Raw genomic sequence first — 17779 nt, 5'->3', positions numbered from 1 at the left:
CTGCGCCATGGCCCTCCTGCCCACCGCGCCGGCGCTGCGCCGCAAACGCACCCGCGCGCGCCTGCGCACCCTCGGCTTCCTGTCCCCCTGGCTGATCGGCTTCGGCGTCTTCTTCGGCTACCCGCTGCTCGCCACCGTCTACTTCTCCTTCATGCACTACAACCAGATCCAGGCCCCCACCTTCGTGGGCCTGCGCAACTGGACGTACGTGCTGCGCCAGATGCCGCTGTTCGGGCCCGCTCTGTGGAACACGCTGTGGCTGGTGGTGGTCATGGTGGCGCTGCGGGTCGTCTTCGGGCTGGGCGTCGGACTGCTGATCACCAAGGTCAAGTCGGGCGCCGGCTTCTTCCGTACGGCCTTCTACCTGCCCTACCTCGCCCCGCCCGTGGCCGCGACCGTGGCCTTCGTCTTCCTGCTCAACCCGGGGACGGGGCCGGTCAACGAGGTCCTCTCCATGCTCGGGATCCCGGCGCCGAACTGGTTCAACGACCCCGCCTGGGCCAAGCCCTCGCTGGTCCTGCTGTCGCTGTGGGGCATCGGCGACCTCATGGTGATCTTCATGGCGGCGCTGCTGGACGTGCCCAAGGAGCAGTACGAGGCCGCCGAGCTCGACGGCGCGGGCCGCCTGGCGAGGTTCCGCTATGTCACCTGGCCGTCGATCACCCCGATCGTGATGTTCGCGGTCGTGACGGGGGTGGTGCAGACGATGCAGTACTACACCCAGGCGCTCGTCGCCGGGAAGCTCGCCTCCGGCATCAGCGTCGGCCCGGGCTCGGTGATCCAGCCCGGCTATCCCGACCACTCCACCCTCACGGTGCCGCAGCTCGTCTACTCCCTGGGCTTCCAGAACTTCAACACCGGCGCCGCGTGCGTGCTCTCGCTCGTGCTCTTCGTCATCGCCATGGCCGTGACCTCGCTGCTGATGCGCAAGGGCACCGGCCTGCTGAGGGCGGAGGACTGAGCCGTGACGACCCGCAAGCGTGCCCTGCACTGGATAGCCGTGCACACCACGGCCGTCGCCGCCGCGCTCTTCTTCGTCCTGCCCTTCGTCTTCGTCCTCCTGACCTCCGTCATGAGCGACGAACAGGCGATGAGCGGCGAACTATGGCCCCACGAATGGCACTGGTCTCATTACGCCGACGTCTTCAACACGCCAGGATTCACCCGCTGGTGGCGCAATTCGCTGCTGTACGCGGGGCTCGGCACCCTCTTCACCGTGTGCTCGTCCCTGCCGGTCGCCTACGCGCTCGCGAAATTCCGGTTCCGCGGCCGGCGCCCGGCGCTGTTGCTGGTGATCTCCACGATGATGCTGCCGCCGCAGGTCGTCGTCGTCCCGATGTATCTGGTGTGGGCGCAGCAGCTGCATCTGTCGGGGTCGCTGTGGCCCCTGATCATTCCGATGGCGTTCGGCGACGCGTACTCCATCTTCCTGCTGCGGCAGTTCCTGCTCACCATTCCCGGCGAATACCTGGAGCAGGCGAAGATCGACGGCTGCGGCGAGCTGCGCACGCTCCTGCGCGTCGTCGTGCCGATGGCCAGGCCGGGCATCGCCGCGGTCGCGCTGTTTCAGTTCTTCTACTGCTGGAACGATTACTTCGGGCCGCAGATCTACGCGGCCCAGAATCCGGGCGCGTGGACCCTCGCGTACGGCCTGGAGTCGTTCAAGAGTGCGCACGACGTCAACTGGAATCTCACCATGGCCGCGACCGTCCTGGTCATGGCCCCCGTCGTCATCGTTTTCTTCTTCGCTCAGAAGGCCTTCGTCGAAGGCGTCACCCTCACCGGAGTAAAGGGCTGATTTCCCATGGGGCTCGTATGAAACTCGCTGTGGTCGGCGGAGGCTCGACCTACACCCCCGAACTCGTCGACGGCTTCGCGCGCCTGCGCGAGGTGCTGCCGGTGCGGGAGCTGGTGCTGATCGACCCGGACGCCGGCCGGCTGGAGTTGGTCGGCGCCCTGGCCCGGCGCATCTTCGCCAAGCAGGGCCACCCCGGGCGGATCACCTGGACCGCCGACCTCGACGCGGGCGTGGACGGGGCGCACGCCGTGCTGCTCCAGCTGCGCGTGGGCGGGCAGGCGGCCCGTGAGCAGGACGAGACCTGGCCGCTGGAGTGCGGCTGCGTCGGACAGGAGACCACGGGCGCGGGCGGCCTGGCCAAGGCGCTGCGGACGGTGCCGGTGGTCCTGGACATCGCCGAGCGGGTGCGGCGCCGCAACCCCGACGCGTGGATCGTGGACTTCACCAACCCGGTCGGGATCGTCACACGGGCCCTGCTGACGGCCGGGCACCGGGCCGTCGGCCTGTGCAACGTGGCCATCGGCTTCCAGCGCAAGTTCGCCCGGCTCCTGGGGGTGGCACCGCAGGAGGTGTCGCTGGAGCACGTGGGCCTGAACCACCTCACGTGGGAGCGGGCCGTGCACGTGGGCGGCCGGGACGTGCTGCCGGAGCTGATCGCCGCGCACGGCGAGGCGATCGCCGCGGACCTGCGCATGCCGCGCGGGCTGCTGGACCGGCTGGGCGTCGTGCCCTCGTACTACCTGCGCTACTTCTACCAGCACGACGCGGTCGTACGGGAGTTGCGCACCAAGCCCTCGCGGGCCGCCGAGGTGGCGGAGATGGAGCGGCGGCTGCTGGCGATGTACGGCGACCCGGCGCTGGAGGAGAAGCCGGAGCTGCTGGGCAAGCGGGGCGGGGCCTTCTACTCGGAGGCCGCCGTGGCGCTCACCTCCTCGCTGCTGGCCGACACCGGTGACGTCCAGGTGGTCAACGCCCTCAACGGCGGCACCCTGCCCTTCCTCCCCGACGACGCGGTGATCGAGGTGCAGGCGAGGGTGGACGCCCAGGGAGCGCATCCCCTACCGGTGCGCCCCCTGGAACCGCTGTACGCCGGGCTGGTCGCCGGTGTCACGGCCTACGAGCGTTTGGCGCTGGAAGCCGCTCTGAAGGGCGGCCGGGACCGCGTGTTCGAGGCGCTGCTGGCGCATCCGCTGATCGGGCAGATCGAGTACGCGGACCGGCTGACCGACGAGCTCGTCGCGCACAACAGGGAGCACCTCGCGTGGGCCTGAACCACCGGCCCCACGGGGGCCTGATCGTGGCGGTCGACGCCGGCAACAGCAAGACCGACGTGGCCGTCGTCGGCCGTGACGGCACGGTCTTCGGCACGGCTCGCGGCGGTGGCTTCCAGCCGCAGACGGTGGGCGTCGAGCGCGCGGTCGACATCCTGCAGTCGGCCGTCGCCGAGGCCGCCTCCGATGCGCTCCGGGAGCTCCATCCGCCCCTGCTGCTCGACCATTTCTCCGCCTGTCTGGCCAACGCCGACTTCCCCGAGGAGGAGGAGCTGCTGGCGGCCGAGATCGCACGCCGGAACCGGTCGGGGGACCCCACGGACCCGGGCCCCACCGTCGAGGTGGCCAACGACACCTTCGCCCTGCTGCGGGCGGGACTGCCCGACGGGGGCGAACCGACAGGCGTCGCCGTGGTGTGCGGCGCGGGGATCAACTGCTCGGGGCTGGCCCCCGGCGGTCGCAGCGCCCGCTTCGCCTCGGTCGGCCGGATCTCGGGCGACTGGGGCGGGGGCGGGCATCTGGCCGAGGAGGCGCTGTGGTGGGCCGCCAGGGCCGAGGACGGGCGCGGCGAGGCGACGGCCCTGGCCCGTGAACTGCCCGCCCACTTCGGGCTGTCCAGCATGCTGGAGCTGATCGAGGCCCTGCACCTGGGGCGGATCGGGCGGGAGCGCCGGCACGAGCTGGGCCCGCTGCTCTTCGCCGTGGCCGCGGGCGGGGACGCGGTGGCCCGCGCGATCATCGAGCGGCAGGCGGAGGAGGTCGTGGCCATGGCGGCGGCCGCGCTCGGCCGGCTGGGCCTGCTGGACGCGCCGGTGCCGGTCATCCTGGGCGGCGGCGTGCTCACGGCCCGCCACCCGCTGCTGCACGACCGCGTAGTGGAGCTGCTGGCCGGGCGCGCGCCCCGGGCCGTACCCCACGTCGTCGTGGCACCGCCCGTGCTGGGCGCCGCGCTGCTGGGCCTGGACCGCACGGCGGCGCCCCCCACCGCGTACGCGCGCCTGCGCGCCCACTACGCGCGGCTGTGAGGGATCCGGGGCGGGCGGGTTTTTGGGCGCCCCCTCCGGATTTCAGGGCACTTCGGGTCGTACGGGAACCGAACAGGCGCCGCCGGACGTGAAGGGGAGGGAAGGTCGGCGCGGACACCCGATGAAGATCGCGATCCGAACAAGATCAAGGCACGATGGGTGTGTTTGTCAGTCCCTGCGGCCATACTGCTGGCCGGGCACCTGTTCCCCCACCGCTGTCGGGGTGACGGGTCGCCGCCGGCGACCAAGGGGGGGTCACGTGTCACCACCGCAGGCGGATCCGGCCGCGCGGCGCACCGCGTGGCACGAGAGCCTGGAGCGGCTGAGAGCCTCGGCCACGACCGAACCGGGCCGGCTGCGCATCATCGGAGCCGTACTGGCCGCCCTGCTGGTGGCGTTCGGGGCCGTCACCGTCTGGCAGGTCACCGACCGGACCACGGCCGCGGACGCCGTCGTCGGCCACAGCCAGCCGCTGAGCGCCGACGCCGCGGACATCTACCGTTCCCTCGCCGACGCCGACACCGCCGCCGCCGGAGGATTCCTCGCCGGCGGGCAGGAGCCGCGAGCCGTCCGCCAGCGGTACGAGAAGGACATCGCCCTCGCCTCCCGGCTGCTGGTGAAGGCCGCCGCCAACACCGACGCCTCGGACCCGGCCGGCCCCCAGATAGCCAAGCTCAACGAACAACTCCCCGTCTACACCGGTCTCGTGGAGTCCGCCCGCGTCAACAACCGTCAGGGACTCCCGCTGGGCGGCGCCTATCTGCGGTACGCCAGCGAGCGGATGCGCGAGGAGCTGCTGCCCGCCGCCCGCGCGCTGTACGAGACCGAGACCGGCCGCCTCGGCTCCGACTACGGCCACGCCAAGGCCCTGCCCTGGCCCGCGTTCGCCACCGGGGTCATGGCCATCGGCGCGCTGGGCTGGGCGCAGCGCCGCAACTACCTGCGCACCCACCGCGTTCTCAACCACGGCCTGCTGGCCTCGACCGCCGCCGCCACGGTGCTGCTGCTGTGGCTGGCCGTCGGGCACGGCCTGGCCCGTGCGGGGCTGAGCGACTCCTACGAGCACGGGGCCCGTTCGCTGCAGGTGCTCAACCAGGCCCGGATCGCGGCGCTCCAGGCGCGGGGCGACGAGAGCCTCACGCTCGTGGCGCGCGGCGCCGTACTCACGCCGGACGGCTCCGACGCGTACGAGGCGAGCTACCGGCAGGGCATGCGCAAGCTCGTCGGGGGCGACGGCGTCGCCTCCTCCGCGCCCGGCGAGGGCAGCCTGCTGGAGCGGGCGCGGTCGCTGGCGGACGGCTCGGCGGGCCGTGACCCGGTGGCCGGGGCGATCGAGGGCGTGCGGGAGTGGCAGCAGCGGCACCGCGACGCCCGGGCCTCCGACGACAGCGGGTACTACGAACGGGCGCTGCCGAAGGTGATCGGCGAGAAGGGCAGTACCGGCGAATCGTTCGACCGGGTGGACACCGGGCTGCGGCGCGCCCTGACGCAGGAGCAGGGCGAGTTCCGGCGGGCGGCGGACGACGGGCGCGGCGCGCTCGCCGGGCTGGCCGTGGGCGCCGTCGTGCTGGCCGTCCTGGGGGCGGCGGGCGCGGTGCTCGGCATCGGGCGCAGGCTGTCGGAGTACCGGTGACAGGGGGAGGCGGGCGCATGCGGGGACGGGCCGGGGCACGGTTGCGGGCGGCGGCGGGCGCCGTCGTGTGCGCGCTGGCCGTGGCAGGCGTCGCGGCGCTGTCGCCGTCGTCGGCGCCGCGGCATACGGACCGGGTGTATCCGGCCGCGGCGGGGGCGGCCGCCAGGGCGCCGGCGAAGTGCGCCTCGCCGGAGGCGAGCCTGCGGCCGTCGACCGCCGACGGACCGGCCGTGCAGCGCATCAGGAACCGCGGCCGGCTCATCGCCGGCGTCGACCAGAACAGCTACCGCTGGGGCTATCGCGACCCGGCCACCCGCGAGCTCAGCGGCTTCGACATCGACCTCGTGCGGGCCATCGCCAAGGCCGTCCTCGGCGACCCCGACAAGGTCACCTTTCTGGCGATCCCCACGAACCAGCGCATACCCGCCCTGGAAAAGGGCAAGGTGGACATCATCGCGCGCACGATGACCATCAACTGTGACCGGATCAAGCAAGTCGCCTTCTCCACGGCCTACTTCGAGGCCGGACAGCAGGTGCTGGCCCCCAAGGGTTCACCGGTCACGGCGTTCGACGACACCTTGAAGGGGAAGAAAGTCTGTACGGCCAAGGGATCCACGGGCGAGAGCGAGCTGAAGCACGAGTCGCACGGCGCCGAGGTGCTGACCGTGCCCAATCAGCTCGACTGCCTCGTGCGGCTCCAGCTGGGCCGGGTCGACGCGGTGGTCACCGACAGCGCCCTGGCCGCCGGACAGGCGGCCCAGGACCCGTCCGTGCGACTGGTCGGCAAACCGTTCACCACCGAGTCCTACGGCGTGGCGATGAACCTCGGGGACACGGACCTGGTACGCCGGGTCAACGCAGTACTGGACGACTACCGCCGGGGCGGCGACCAGAGCCCGTGGATGCAGGCCTACCGCAAGTGGCTGGAGCACGACCTGAGGGACATCACCGCCCCTCCGGAACCGAAGTACAGGGACTGAGGGGACACGAAGGACTGACGGCACACCGAGAGCTGACGGAGGACCCGGCGCAAGGGCCGGCAAGGACTACCGTTCACAGCGTTCGTGCGCGGCGCGGGCCGCGGACAGGAGAGGGGATCGATGGCGGTCGCGGGGCCCACCGGGCCGGCCTTGAGCCGCGAGGAGGTGGACCGTGCGCTGACGAGGCTCGGCGCGGAGCACGAGGCCGTCGAGTCCTCGCTGCTCGCCCTCCAGGACCACGCGGGCCGGCGCCTGCTGGAGGGGGCGGAGCTGACCGGCGCCACCAAGAGCCGGTGGGCGGTCACCGAACAGCTCATCACCCAGCTGTGGGTGTACTTCGACGCCTACACCGACGCCCTGGAGGCGGCCCGTGAGCTGCGTGCCCGGCGCCGCTGGCCCACCCCGGGCGAGCTGTCGGACCTCACCGACCTGCTGTGCGGCGCGGGCCTGACCCTGCCCGCCGGCCCGCCGACGGCCACGCTGGCGGCCCTGGGCGGCCCCGCGCGGCTCAGCGAGCGGCTGAGCCTGCAGGACCTGCTGGACCGGATGAACGGCTGGTACGCCCAGGCCCTGGACGTGGTCGTCATGGCCGACGCCGTCTGGTCCGCACTGCCGGCCCGTATCGACCTGCTCGCCGCCGAGCTGCGGCGCACCCGGTCGCTGGCCCACTCGGTGGGCGTGCGGCCGGGCGAGCACCCCGCCGGCGACGACCTCGAGCAGATCACCGACGAGCTGACCGCGCTGCGGTGCGAGGTGATATCGGATCCGCTCGCGTTCTGGGCGGGCGCCTCCCCCAGCTCCGCGCCGGGCGGGGGCCGCCCCGACACCGACCGCTACGACCGTGCGGCCCGCGCCCTGGACGAGGTGCGGCGGGAGGTCGAGGCCGTCCTGGACGTCCGCCAGGACGCCGAGCAGCGGCTGATGCGCGTCCGGGACGTGCTCTCGCGCGCCGACCGCACCCTGGGCGAGGCCCGGCAGGCCCGCGTCGAGGTCCTGTCGAAGATCGCCGCGTCCGAGGTGCCGGCCGTCTCCGGCCCGCCGACCGCGCTCTACGAACAGCTGTCGGTGGCCTCGGAGCACCGCAGACGGGCGCAGTGGCACCGGCTCTCCCCGCTCCTGGAGGGCCTGGAGCAGCGTGCCGAGGAGGAGTTGCTGCGCGCCCGCGAGTCGCTGACGGCGGTGACCGCGCCGCTGGCCGTGCGGGCGGAGCTGCGCGGCCGCCTCGATGCCTACAAGGCGAAGGCATCCCGGCTGGGGCTGGCCGAGGACCCGTTCCTGATCGAGCGGTACGACGTGGCGCGCCGCATGCTGTGGAGCGCGCCCTGCGATCTGTTCGCCGCGGAACAGGCCGTCCTGCGCTTCCAGCAGGCCGTGGCCGGGGCCCTGGCCCCGCCGTCCGCCGGCTCCGCCGTTCCGGAGACCGCCGACCGCAGGGGGGACGCATGACGGGAACCAGCTGCCAGCGGCCGGACTGCGCCGGCGCCTACGAGGACGTCGGCAGCGGCGAGCTGTACTGCGACACCTGCGGGCTCGCCCCGGTCGTCTCGCCGGGCGGCCTTCTCGCCTCGCCGGCCACCGGGGTCACCCGGGCTGGCGGGCGGGGCGCTTCGTCGCCGGACAGCGCGGGCAGCGGCGGCTCCGCGGGGTCCGGTTCGGGCTCCTCCTCCGGGTCCTCCTCCCGTTCGTCGCGCTCCTCGGGTTCCTCGGGCTCGCGCCGGTCGGTGTCGGGGCGGCTGTCCCGCTCGCTGGCCGGCGGCTCCGGGAGCACCGCCGCGGTGTCGGTGCGCAGCCGGCCCTCCGGCGCCCCCGCGTCCGGGCGCAACAAGCTGGGCGCGGGCCTGGTCAGCATGCCGGGCGTGCCCCGGCCCGAGCCGCGCTCGGCGGTGCTGGAGAACCCGGAGGTGCCCGAGCGCAAGCGGTTCTGCAGCAAGAGCGACTGCGGCGCGCCCGTGGGCCGTTCGCGCGCCGACCGGCCGGGGCGCACGGAGGGCTTCTGCACCAAGTGCGGCCACCCCTACTCCTTCGTGCCCAAGCTGCACCCGGGGGACGTGGTGCACGGCCAGTACGAGGTGGCGGGCTGTCTGGCGCACGGCGGGCTCGGCTGGATCTATCTGGCGATCGACCGTGCGGTCTCCGACCGCTGGGTGGTCCTCAAGGGCCTGCTGGATACGGGCGACGAGGACGCGCTGGCGGCCGCGGTCTCCGAGCGCCGCTTCCTCGCCGAGATCGAGCACTCGAACATCGTGCGCATCTACAACTTCGTCGAGCACCTGGACCTGCGCACCGGAAGCCTCGACGGCTACATCGTCATGGAGTACGTCGGCGGCAAGTCGCTCAAGGAGATCGCCAACGAGCGGCGCACGCGCGACGGCCGTCGCGATCCCCTGCCGGTGGAGCGGGCGTGCGCGTACGGCATCGAGGCCCTGGAGGCGCTCGCCCATCTGCACAGCCGCAATCTGCTGTACTGCGACTTCAAGGTCGACAACGCCATTCAGCAGCAGGACCAGCTCAAACTGATCGACATGGGCGCGGTCCGCAGGATGGACGACCACGACAGCCCGATCTACGGCACGGTCGGCTACCAGGCCCCCGAGGTCGCCGAGGTGGGCCCGTCCGTCGCCTCCGACCTCTACACGGTGGCGCGCACCCTCGCCGTGCTCACCTTCGACTTCCAGGGCTATACGAACGTCTTCGCGGACAGCCTGCCCGACCCGGAGAACATCGACGTCTTCTCCCGCTACGAGTCCTTCTACCGGCTGCTCGTGCGGGCCACCGACCCCGACCCGGCGCGCAGGTTCGGCTCCGCCGACGAGATGGCGGACCAGCTGACGGGTGTACTGCGGGAGGTCGTGGCGCTGCAGACGGGCACACCGCGGCCCGCGGTGTCCACGCTGTTCGGCCCCGAGCCGCGGGTGGTGGACACCGTCCTGTTCGCGGCGGGGGGCGAGGACGTCTCCGTGCTGGGCGCCCGGCGGCCGGGCGGCCGCAGGGCGGGCAGAACGACCGGGGCCGCCGCGCCGCCGGCGCCCGCCCGGCCGGCCGTGGCCGCCGTCGCCCCCCTCGACGCCCGGGCCACCGCCCTGGCCCTGCCGCTGCCCCGCATCGACGCGGCCGACCCCAACGCGGGCTTCCTCGCCGGCCTGCTCGCCTCCCAGCCGGCCGAGCTCCACACCGCCCTGCAGGCGGCGCCGACGGACTCGGCGGAGCTGCGGCTGCGCCGCGTGCGGGCCCAGCTGGAGCTCGGCGAGGACGGCCCCGCGGACCGGGCCATCGCCGCGCTGGAGGCCGCGCGACCGGACGACTGGCGCACCATCTGGTACCGGGGCGTCCACGCGCTGGCCGTGGGCGACCACGAACGCGCCGCGTTGTCCTTCGACGCCGTCTACGACGCGTTCCCGGGCGAGCCCGCGCCGAAGCTGGCGCTCGGCGTGTGCGCGGAGGTCCTGGGCCAGCTGGACAACGCCGCGGAGTACTACCGTCTGGTGTGGGCCACCGACCCGAGCTTCGTCAGCGCCGCCTTCGCGCTGGCCCGGGTGCGGCTGGCCACGGGGGACCGCGCCGGCGCGGTGCGGGCGCTGGAGTCCGTACCGGAAGCCTCCATCCACTACACCGCGGCGCGGGTCGCGGCGGTACGGGCCCGGCTGCGGCAGCGGTCCGCGCACGACGCGCTGCTGGCCGATCTGCGGGCCGCCGCCGGGCAGGTGGAGCGGCTCGCGGACTTCGGGCTGGACGCGGTGCGGCGCGAGCGGCTGTCGACGGAGGTGCTGGGCACCGCGCTGGACTGGGTGCTCTCCGGCGGGCAGGGGGCGCCGGGCGGCCCCGGCGCCGTGGCCGCGCCCCCGGGCCCGGCGGTGCTGCTGGGCAGCCCGCTGGACGAGCGGGGCCTGCGGTTCGGGCTGGAGCGCTCGTACCGCGTGCTCGCGCGCCTGGCCCAGCGCGGTGAGGAACGGATCGAACTGGTGGAACGGGCCAACCGTTACCGCCCCAGGACATGGGTGTGATCGATGTCGCAACTGCCCCCACAGCTGACGGCGTGCCCCGTCTGTCACGAGCCGCTGGAGCCGGCCGACAATTTCTGCGGAGGCTGCGGAGCCGACCTCTCGGCGGTGCCGCCCGTGCCGGGCGACGCGCGCTGCGCCGACGGGTGGCGACAGCCGGACACGCCCGCGGCGCGGGGAGCGGACGACTACCGCCTCGCCCCGCCGCACGGCCCCTCCGCTGCGCCGCACGGTGGCGTACCCGCGCAATCACCGCCGTGCGCGGGCGCCGGAAGGACCTGTGCGGCGTGCCGGTCGGGCATGATCGACAACGACGGGTACTGCGAACACTGCGGGCATGCACAACCGCGCGAACGGGATCACATGGAGCACGAGTCGGCAGGCGTCGCCGCGGTCAGCGACCGCGGCCTGCGCCACCATCGCAACGAGGACGCGTACGCCGTGTCCACCACCGGCCTCCCCGACGGCCGGCCGGCCGTCGTCGCGGTCGTCAGCGACGGCGTGTCCTCCGCGGCGCGCCCCGACGAGGCGTCAGCCGCCGCCGTCACCACGGCATGTGACGCCCTGGCGGAATCCCTCGCCCGGGGCACCGGCCCCAGGGAGGCCACGCACCAGGCGATCGTGGCCGCCGCCGAGGCCGTCGTCGCCCTGGTCACCCCGGGCGGGCAGCCGCGCGAACACGACCGCTACCGCCAGGAGAACGCCCCCGCCTGCACCATCGTCAGCGCGGTCATCACCGGCGACCTGCTGACCGTCGGCTGGGTGGGCGACAGCCGCGCCTACTGGGTGCCCGACGACCGCACCACCCAGCCGGCCCGGCTCACCGAGGACGACTCCTGGGCCGCCCAGATGGTCGCGGCGGGCCTGATGTCGGAGGCCGAGGCGTACGCGGACGAGCGTGCCCACGCGATCACCGGCTGGCTCGGCGCGGACGCGTACGAGGTCGAACCGCACACCGCCTCGTACCACCCCGACCGGCCGGGCGTGGTGATCGTCTGCAGCGACGGGCTGTGGAACTACGCCGAATCGGCCGAGCAGATGGCGGCCGTCGTCCCGCTCGACGCCCGCGCCCGGCCGCTGGAGTGCGCACGCACTCTGCTGACGCACGCTCTGGACGGAGGGGGCCACGACAACGTAACAGTGGCCGTACTGCCGTTCCCGGCGCGGCCGGAAGGGGCAGGATCGGCCTGACGGCACGAGCGCGTCCACGGGGGGATCGTACGCGGCGCCATGGTCCGGCGCCGCGCGCCTGTCCGCCCCACCGCACGCCCATGTGACCACGTGGAGTACGAAGGAGCGGATCAGATGGCCAGGTTCTCCCCACCGAGCGTGCCGCAGTTCTCGGTCGATGTGTACCAGAACGTCAACCTGCCCGAGGGGGGCCGCGAGGTCAACGCGGTGGTCACCGTCACCGCCTGCGGCGGCGCCACCGTCGTGGAGACGCCGGCTGCGTCCCTGTCGCCCGCGTCGGTCCCGCCGGTCGGCGGCGCCCCGGACGCCGCCGTCGTCATCATGGTCGACTGCTCCGGCTCGATGGACTACCCGCCGGCCAAGATGCGCAGCGCACGCGAGGCCACGGCGGCCGCCATCGACGCGCTGCGCGAGGGCGTGGCCTTCGCCGTCGTCGCCGGCACCCACCAGGCCCGCGAGGTCTACCCCGGCGGCGGGCGGCTCGCGGCGGCCGACGCCGTGACCCGGCGACAGGCCAAGGACGCGCTGCGCAAGCTCAGCCCGGGCGGCGGCACGGCCATCGGCACGTGGCTGCGCCTGGCCGACCGGCTGCTGGCCTCGTCACAGGCCTCGATACGGCACGGCATCCTGCTCACCGACGGCCGCAACGAACACGAGGAGGCGGACGCGCTGCGGGCGTCGCTGGATGTGTGCGCGGGCCGCTTCACCTGCGACGCGCGCGGCGTGGGGACGGACTACGAGGTCAAGGAGGTCATGCGGATAGCCTCCGCGCTGCTGGGCACCGCCGAGATCGTCGCCGATCCGGCCGGGCTGGCCGCGGACTTCACCGGAATGATGGAGTCCGTGATGGGCAAGGAAGTCGGGGACGTCTTCCTGCGGCTGTGGACCCCGCTGGGCGCCGAGGTGCTGTTCGTCAAGCAGTGCGCGCCGACGGTGGAGGAGTTGACGGGCCAGCGGCTGGAGGCCGGTCCGCGCGCGGGCGACTACCCCACCGGCTCCTGGGGCGACGAGTCGCGGGACTACCACGTGTGCATACGGGTGCCGAGCGCGGGCGTGGGCCAGGAGATGCTCGCCGCCCGGGTCTCGCTCGTCCTGTCGGCACCGGACGGCTCCCCGGCGCAGGTGCTCGCCCAGGGCCTGGTGCGGGCGGTGTGGACGGACGACCTGACGGCGTCGACCTCCATCAACCCCCAGGTCGCGCACTACACGGGCCAGGCGGAACTGGCCCAGGCCATCCAGCAGGGCCTGGATCTGCGCAAGGCCGGCGACGTGGACGGGGCCACCGCGAAGCTGGGCCGTGCCGTGCAGCTGGCGAGCCGTTCCGGGCACGAAGCCACCGCGAAACTGCTCGCCAAGGTGGTGGACGTCGTCGACGCGGCGAACGGTACTGTGCGGCTGAAGGCGAATGTCTCCAAAGAGGCCGAGATGACGCTGGAGACCCGTTCCACCAAGACCGTTCGCGTCAAGAAGTAACGCAGAGGGGGAATCGACCGACATGCCGACCTGCCCGAACGGCCACCAGTCGGGAACCGAGGACTGGTGCGAGGTGTGCGGCCACCGTATGACGGGGGCGGCCGCGCCGGCCGGCGCCGTCCCCCCGCCGCCCTCCGCGCCGCCCACCGCCGGCACCGGCGGCTACGGCTATCCGGGAGGCGACGCCACCGTGCAGGCGGAGCTCTGCCCGCAGTGCCGTACGCCGCGCGAGGCGCAGGCCCCCTTCTGCGAGGAGTGCCGCTACAACTTCCTCACCAGGTCGGGGAATCCGTACGCGTCGCCGCCCCCGTCGGCCCAGGGCTTCCAGTCGGCGCCGCCGCCCCCGCCGCAGCACACCCAGCCGCCGCAGAGCTTCGAGTACCACGGCTCACGCCCGTCCCGCATCAACCGCCCTGCCGAGCCCCTGACGCCCCAGGGCCCCCCGCAGACCTTCGGCGGCGAGGACGACTGGGTGCTCTCCCCGCCGGCCAACCCGCCCGCCGCCGGCACGTTCACCTACGAGCCGTACGAGCCCCACGAGCCGCAGCCGTCGTACGAGCACCAGGGCGAGCGGGCCGCCGCGGAGGGCGGGCCGCGGCCGGTGCCGCCGCAGCCCGGCGGACCCGCCCCGGGTGCCGGCTGGGTGGCGTTCATCGCGCCCGACCGGGAGTACTTCCTGTCGATGATGAACCGCAGCGGCCCGGAGGCGGCGGGGCTGAACCTGCCCGCGTACTCCCCCGAGCTGCAGTTCCCGCTCAGCGGCCGGCAGGTCACCATCGGCCGCCGCCGGCACAGCACGGGCGAGGCGCCCGACATAGACCTCTCGCGCCCGCCGGAGGACCCGGGCGTCTCGCACCAGCACGCGATGCTGGTGCACCAGCCCGACGGCGGCTGGGCAGTCGTCGACCAGGACTCCACCAACGGCACCACGATCAACGGTTCCGAGGAACCGATCCAGCCCTACGTGCCGGTCGCCCTCCAGGACGGCGACCGGGTGCACGTCGGAGCCTGGACGACGATCACGGTCCGGCGGGGCTGACGGGCCGGGCGGGACGGCAGGGTCCTAAGCCGCCGGTCCTCGGCCGGGCGGTCTGAGACCATGGAAGCGTGAATGAGATTCCGCGCGGCACGCTTCAGGAGCAGACCTTCTACGAGCAGGTCGGCGGCGAGGCGACCTTCCGTCGCCTGGTCCACCGCTTCTACGAGGGCGTGGCCGGGGATCCCCTGCTGCGCCCCATGTACCCGGATGAGGACCTGGGCCCGGCCGAGGAGCGCCTGGTGCTCTTCCTGATGCAGTACTGGGGTGGCCCCCGCACGTACAGCGACAACCGCGGCCACCCGCGGCTGCGGATGCGGCACGCGCCCTTCACCGTGGACCGCGCCGCGCACGACGCGTGGCTGCGGCACATGCGGGACGCGGTGGACGAGCTGAAGCTCGCGCCCGAGCTGGAACGCCAGCTGTGGAACTACCTGACGTACGCCGCCGCTTCCATGGTCAACACCGAGGGCTGAGGCCCCTTCGGGCCCCCCGGGCGGCCGCTCAGGCGGGGGTGACCGTCAGATCCCGCAGGCCGCCGCCCGTGCTGACGGCGATCGAGCCGTAGGGGGTGCGCAGGCGCAGCCAGCCGCGCGCGGCGAAGAGGACCGGCGGCTCGGGGGCGAGGACGGTGGTGGTGCCGTCGGCCCGGCCCGCCGGGCGGGTGGCGCCGACGGGGCGCAGGAAGCCCAGCGACTGGGCGGCGTGCACCGCGCGCAGGGGCAGCCCGGTGTCACCGAGGGTGCGGGACCAGATCTCCCGGCCTATGCGTTCCCGCTCGGCACGGGTGCGGCGCTGCTCGGGCAGCGCCTCGTCGCGGGCGCGGAACTCCGCGACCGCCGCGGCGAGGGCGCCGCGCACGGCCTCCACGCCGGGGAATCCCTCGACCCGCCGCCAGCCGCCGCGCGGCGGCAGCACCCCGGCCCAGGGCGGGCCGGTGACGGCCTCGGGCACCGCGATCTCCACGCCGTCGCCGCGCACCGGCTGCCCGGCGTCCAGCTCGTCGGTGAGCCGGCCGGCCGAGACGGTGACGTCCAGCGCGTGGTCGTCCGCCAGCCGTGCCGTGCGGACCGCGAGGACCTCGAAGGACGGCGGACGGCCGAAGACGGCGAGGACCCCGCCGCCCGCCTGGAGCCGGACCACGGCGGCACGGTCGTAGTGGATCAGCCGGGCCAGGAAGGCGGCCAGATCGGCCGCCTCCCCGGCGTCGGCGAAGCGCAGCCGCTGTGTCATGCGGCGACGGCCTCCTCCGGGGAGCCGTCGGGCTCGTCGGAGAAGGTCTTGAGCAGTTCCTTCTCGTCGGCGGTGACCCGCCGGGGCCGCCCGGAGGCGAAATCGAAGGGGACCACGACGGTGCTGGCCCGTACGTAGACCTGCTCCGCGTCCTTGACCTCGTAGGAGACGGTCATGGACGCGGCGCCGACCTTGGTCACCCACGTCTCGACGGTCACCGGTTCGGCCCGGTACGCCAGCGGACGCAGATAGTCGATCTCGTGCCGGGCCACGACGGAACCGTCGGCGAAGGAGCCTTCGTCCGCCTTGAGCCGCAGCTGGTGGATGAGGTCGATCCGCGCCTCTTCGAGGTAGCGCAGGAAGACCGCGTTGTTGACATGGCCGTAGGCGTCCATGTCGGACCAGCGCAGGGGGCAGGAGTAGATGTGGCGCGCCACGGTCAGCCCCGGGTCAGCTTCTTGTAGGTGGCACGGTGCGGACGGGCCGCGTCCGGGCCGAGGCGCTCGATCTTGTTCTTCTCGTACGACTCGAAGTTGCCCTCGAACCAGAACCACTTCGAGTTGCCCTCGTAGGCCAGGATGTGCGTGGCCACTCGGTCCAGGAACCAGCGGTCGTGGGAGACGACCACCGCGGCGCCGGGGAAGTCCAGCAGCGCGTTCTCCAGGGAGGACAGGGTCTCGACGTCGAGGTCGTTGGTCGGCTCGTCGAGGAGGAGCAGGTTGCCGCCCTGCTTGAGGGTGAGCGCCAGGTTCAGGCGGTTGCGCTCACCACCGGACAGGACGCCGGCCGGCTTCTGCTGGTCCGGGCCCTTGAAGCCGAACGCGGAGACGTAGGCGCGCGAGGGCATCTCGACCTGGCCGACGTTGATGTAGTCCAGCTCGTCGGAGACGACGGCCCACAGCGTCTTCTTGGGGTCGATGTTGGCGCGGCTCTGGTCGACGTAGGAGATCTTGACGGTCTCGCCGACCCGGATGGAACCGGAGTCCGGCTTCTCCAGGCCCTGGATCATCTTGAACAGCGTCGTCTTGCCGGCGCCGTTCGGGCCGATGACGCCGACGATGCCGTTGCGCGGCAGGGTGAAGGACAGGTCGTCGATGAGGACCTTGTCACCGAAGGCCTTGGAGAGGTTGTTGACCTCGACGACGACGGAGCCCAGACGCGGGCCCGGCGGGATCTGGATCTCCTCGAAGTCCAGCTTCCGCATCTTGTCGGCCTCGGCCGCCATCTCCTCGTAACGGGCGAGGCGCGCCTTGGACTTGGCCTGACGGCCCTTGGCGTTGGAGCGGACCCACTCCAGCTCTTCCTTGAGGCGCTTCTGGCGCTTGGCGTCCTTCTGGCCCTCGACCTTCAGACGGGCTGCCTTGTTCTCCAGGTAGGTGGAGTAGTTGCCCTCGTAGGGGATCGCGCGGCCGCGGTCGAGCTCGAGGATCCACTCGGCGACGTTGTCGAGGAAGTACCGGTCGTGGGTGATCGCCACGACGGTGCCCGGGTACTTGGCCAGGTGCTGCTCCAGCCAGTTCACCGACTCGGCGTCGAGGTGGTTGGTGGGCTCGTCGAGGAGCAGCAGGTCGGGGGCCTCGAGCAGCAGCTTGCAGAGCGCCACGCGGCGCTTCTCGCCACCGGAGAGGTTGACGACCGGCCAGTCGGCGGGCGGGCAGCCCAGCGCGTCCATGGCCTGCTCCAGCTGGGCGTCGAGGTCCCAGGCGTTGGCGTGGTCGAGCACCTCCTGGAGCTTGCCCATCTCGTCGAGCAGCGCGTCGGAGTAGTCCGTCGCCATGAGCTCGGCGATCTCGTTGAAGCGGTTGAGCTTGCCCTTGATCTCCGCGACGCCGTCCTCGACGTTCTCCAGGACCGTCTTGGACTCGTCCAGCTTCGGCTCCTGCATCAGGATGCCGACGCTGTAGCCGGGCGAGAGGAACGCGTCGCCGTTGGACGGCTGCTCCAGACCGGCCATGATCTTGAGGACGGTGGACTTACCGGCACCGTTGGGGCCGACCACACCGATCTTCGCACCGGGCAGGAAGCTCAGCGTCACGTCATCGAGGATGACCTTGTCGCCGTGCGCCTTGCGCGTCTTGCGCATGGTGTAGATGTACTCAGCCAAGAGAAACCGTCCGGCAATCGAGAAGGGCCAATGTGCG

Annotated in this window: 14 protein-coding genes and 1 pseudogene; 12 read left to right on the top strand and 3 right to left on the bottom strand. The window is 72.9% G+C overall.

The window, feature by feature from the left end:
* The first annotated feature begins 7 nt into the window (after positions 1-7).
* The 12 genes and pseudogenes from ACIGXW_RS20255 (at position 8) to ACIGXW_RS20200 (ending at position 14881) form a co-directional block, all read left to right on the top strand.
* On the top strand, positions 8-961 hold the full coding sequence (locus ACIGXW_RS20255; protein ID WP_399574275.1) for a carbohydrate ABC transporter permease: 954 nt from the start codon (positions 8-10) through the stop codon (positions 959-961).
* Positions 962-973: 12 nt separating this feature from the next.
* Positions 974-1798: pseudogene (locus ACIGXW_RS20250) on the top strand (carbohydrate ABC transporter permease); the annotation flags it as partial.
* A 17-nt stretch (positions 1799-1815) separates the two neighbouring features.
* Positions 1816-3069: a 6-phospho-beta-glucosidase gene (locus tag ACIGXW_RS20245; RefSeq protein ID WP_399574274.1), complete on the top strand. Its 1254-nt coding sequence runs from the start codon at positions 1816-1818 to the stop codon at positions 3067-3069.
* Positions 3060-4094, top strand: coding sequence for an N-acetylglucosamine kinase (locus tag ACIGXW_RS20240; RefSeq protein ID WP_399574273.1), 1035 nt, complete (start codon positions 3060-3062; stop codon positions 4092-4094). Before ACIGXW_RS20245 ends, ACIGXW_RS20240 begins: the two co-directional genes overlap by 10 nt.
* Before the next feature lie 259 nt (positions 4095-4353).
* Positions 4354-5727, top strand: a complete 1374-nt coding sequence (locus ACIGXW_RS20235; RefSeq protein ID WP_399574272.1) for a hypothetical protein — start codon at positions 4354-4356, stop codon at positions 5725-5727.
* Positions 5728-5744: 17 nt separating this feature from the next.
* Positions 5745-6707, top strand: a complete 963-nt coding sequence (locus ACIGXW_RS20230; protein ID WP_399574271.1) for a glutamate ABC transporter substrate-binding protein — start codon at positions 5745-5747, stop codon at positions 6705-6707.
* Between the two features lie 120 nt (positions 6708-6827).
* On the top strand, positions 6828-8153 hold the full coding sequence (locus ACIGXW_RS20225; protein WP_071964251.1) for a hypothetical protein: 1326 nt from the start codon (positions 6828-6830) through the stop codon (positions 8151-8153).
* Complete coding sequence (locus ACIGXW_RS20220) at positions 8150-10708, top strand: tetratricopeptide repeat protein (RefSeq protein WP_399574270.1); 2559 nt, start codon at positions 8150-8152, stop codon at positions 10706-10708. The genes ACIGXW_RS20225 and ACIGXW_RS20220 overlap by 4 nt, the downstream gene beginning before the upstream one ends.
* Before the next feature lie 3 nt (positions 10709-10711).
* Complete coding sequence (locus ACIGXW_RS20215; RefSeq protein ID WP_399574269.1) at positions 10712-11896, top strand: protein phosphatase 2C domain-containing protein; 1185 nt, start codon at positions 10712-10714, stop codon at positions 11894-11896.
* Between the two features lie 114 nt (positions 11897-12010).
* Positions 12011-13369, top strand: coding sequence for a VWA domain-containing protein (locus ACIGXW_RS20210; RefSeq protein WP_399574267.1), 1359 nt, complete (start codon positions 12011-12013; stop codon positions 13367-13369).
* A 22-nt stretch (positions 13370-13391) separates the two neighbouring features.
* Positions 13392-14408, top strand: coding sequence for an FHA domain-containing protein (locus ACIGXW_RS20205; protein ID WP_399574266.1), 1017 nt, complete (start codon positions 13392-13394; stop codon positions 14406-14408).
* 68 nt (positions 14409-14476) lie between these two features.
* Entirely contained in the window at positions 14477-14881 is a 405-nt protein-coding gene (locus ACIGXW_RS20200; RefSeq protein WP_399574265.1) for a globin, read from the top strand.
* Between the two features lie 28 nt (positions 14882-14909).
* On the opposite strand, the gene ACIGXW_RS20195 is transcribed toward ACIGXW_RS20200, so the two are convergent.
* From ACIGXW_RS20195 to ettA, 3 genes are read right to left on the bottom strand one after another with little or no spacing between them, the layout of a single operon-like run.
* Complete coding sequence (locus tag ACIGXW_RS20195; protein ID WP_399574264.1) at positions 14910-15638, bottom strand: hypothetical protein; 729 nt, start codon at positions 15636-15638, stop codon at positions 14910-14912.
* Positions 15635-16075, bottom strand: coding sequence for a thioesterase family protein (locus ACIGXW_RS20190; RefSeq protein WP_071964259.1), 441 nt, complete (start codon positions 16073-16075; stop codon positions 15635-15637). Before ACIGXW_RS20190 ends, ACIGXW_RS20195 begins: the two co-directional genes overlap by 4 nt.
* Positions 16076-16077: 2 nt before the next feature.
* Complete coding sequence (gene ettA / locus ACIGXW_RS20185; RefSeq protein ID WP_071964260.1) at positions 16078-17742, bottom strand: energy-dependent translational throttle protein EttA; 1665 nt, start codon at positions 17740-17742, stop codon at positions 16078-16080.
* Positions 17743-17779 lie beyond the last annotated feature (37 nt).

The sequence above is a fragment of the Streptomyces sp. NPDC053079 genome (genome assembly GCF_044546695.1).
GTDB lineage: Bacteria > Actinomycetota > Actinomycetes > Streptomycetales > Streptomycetaceae > Streptomyces.
The sequence above is the reverse complement of the archived record's forward strand: the minus strand, read 5'-3'. Positions and strand labels throughout refer to the sequence as shown.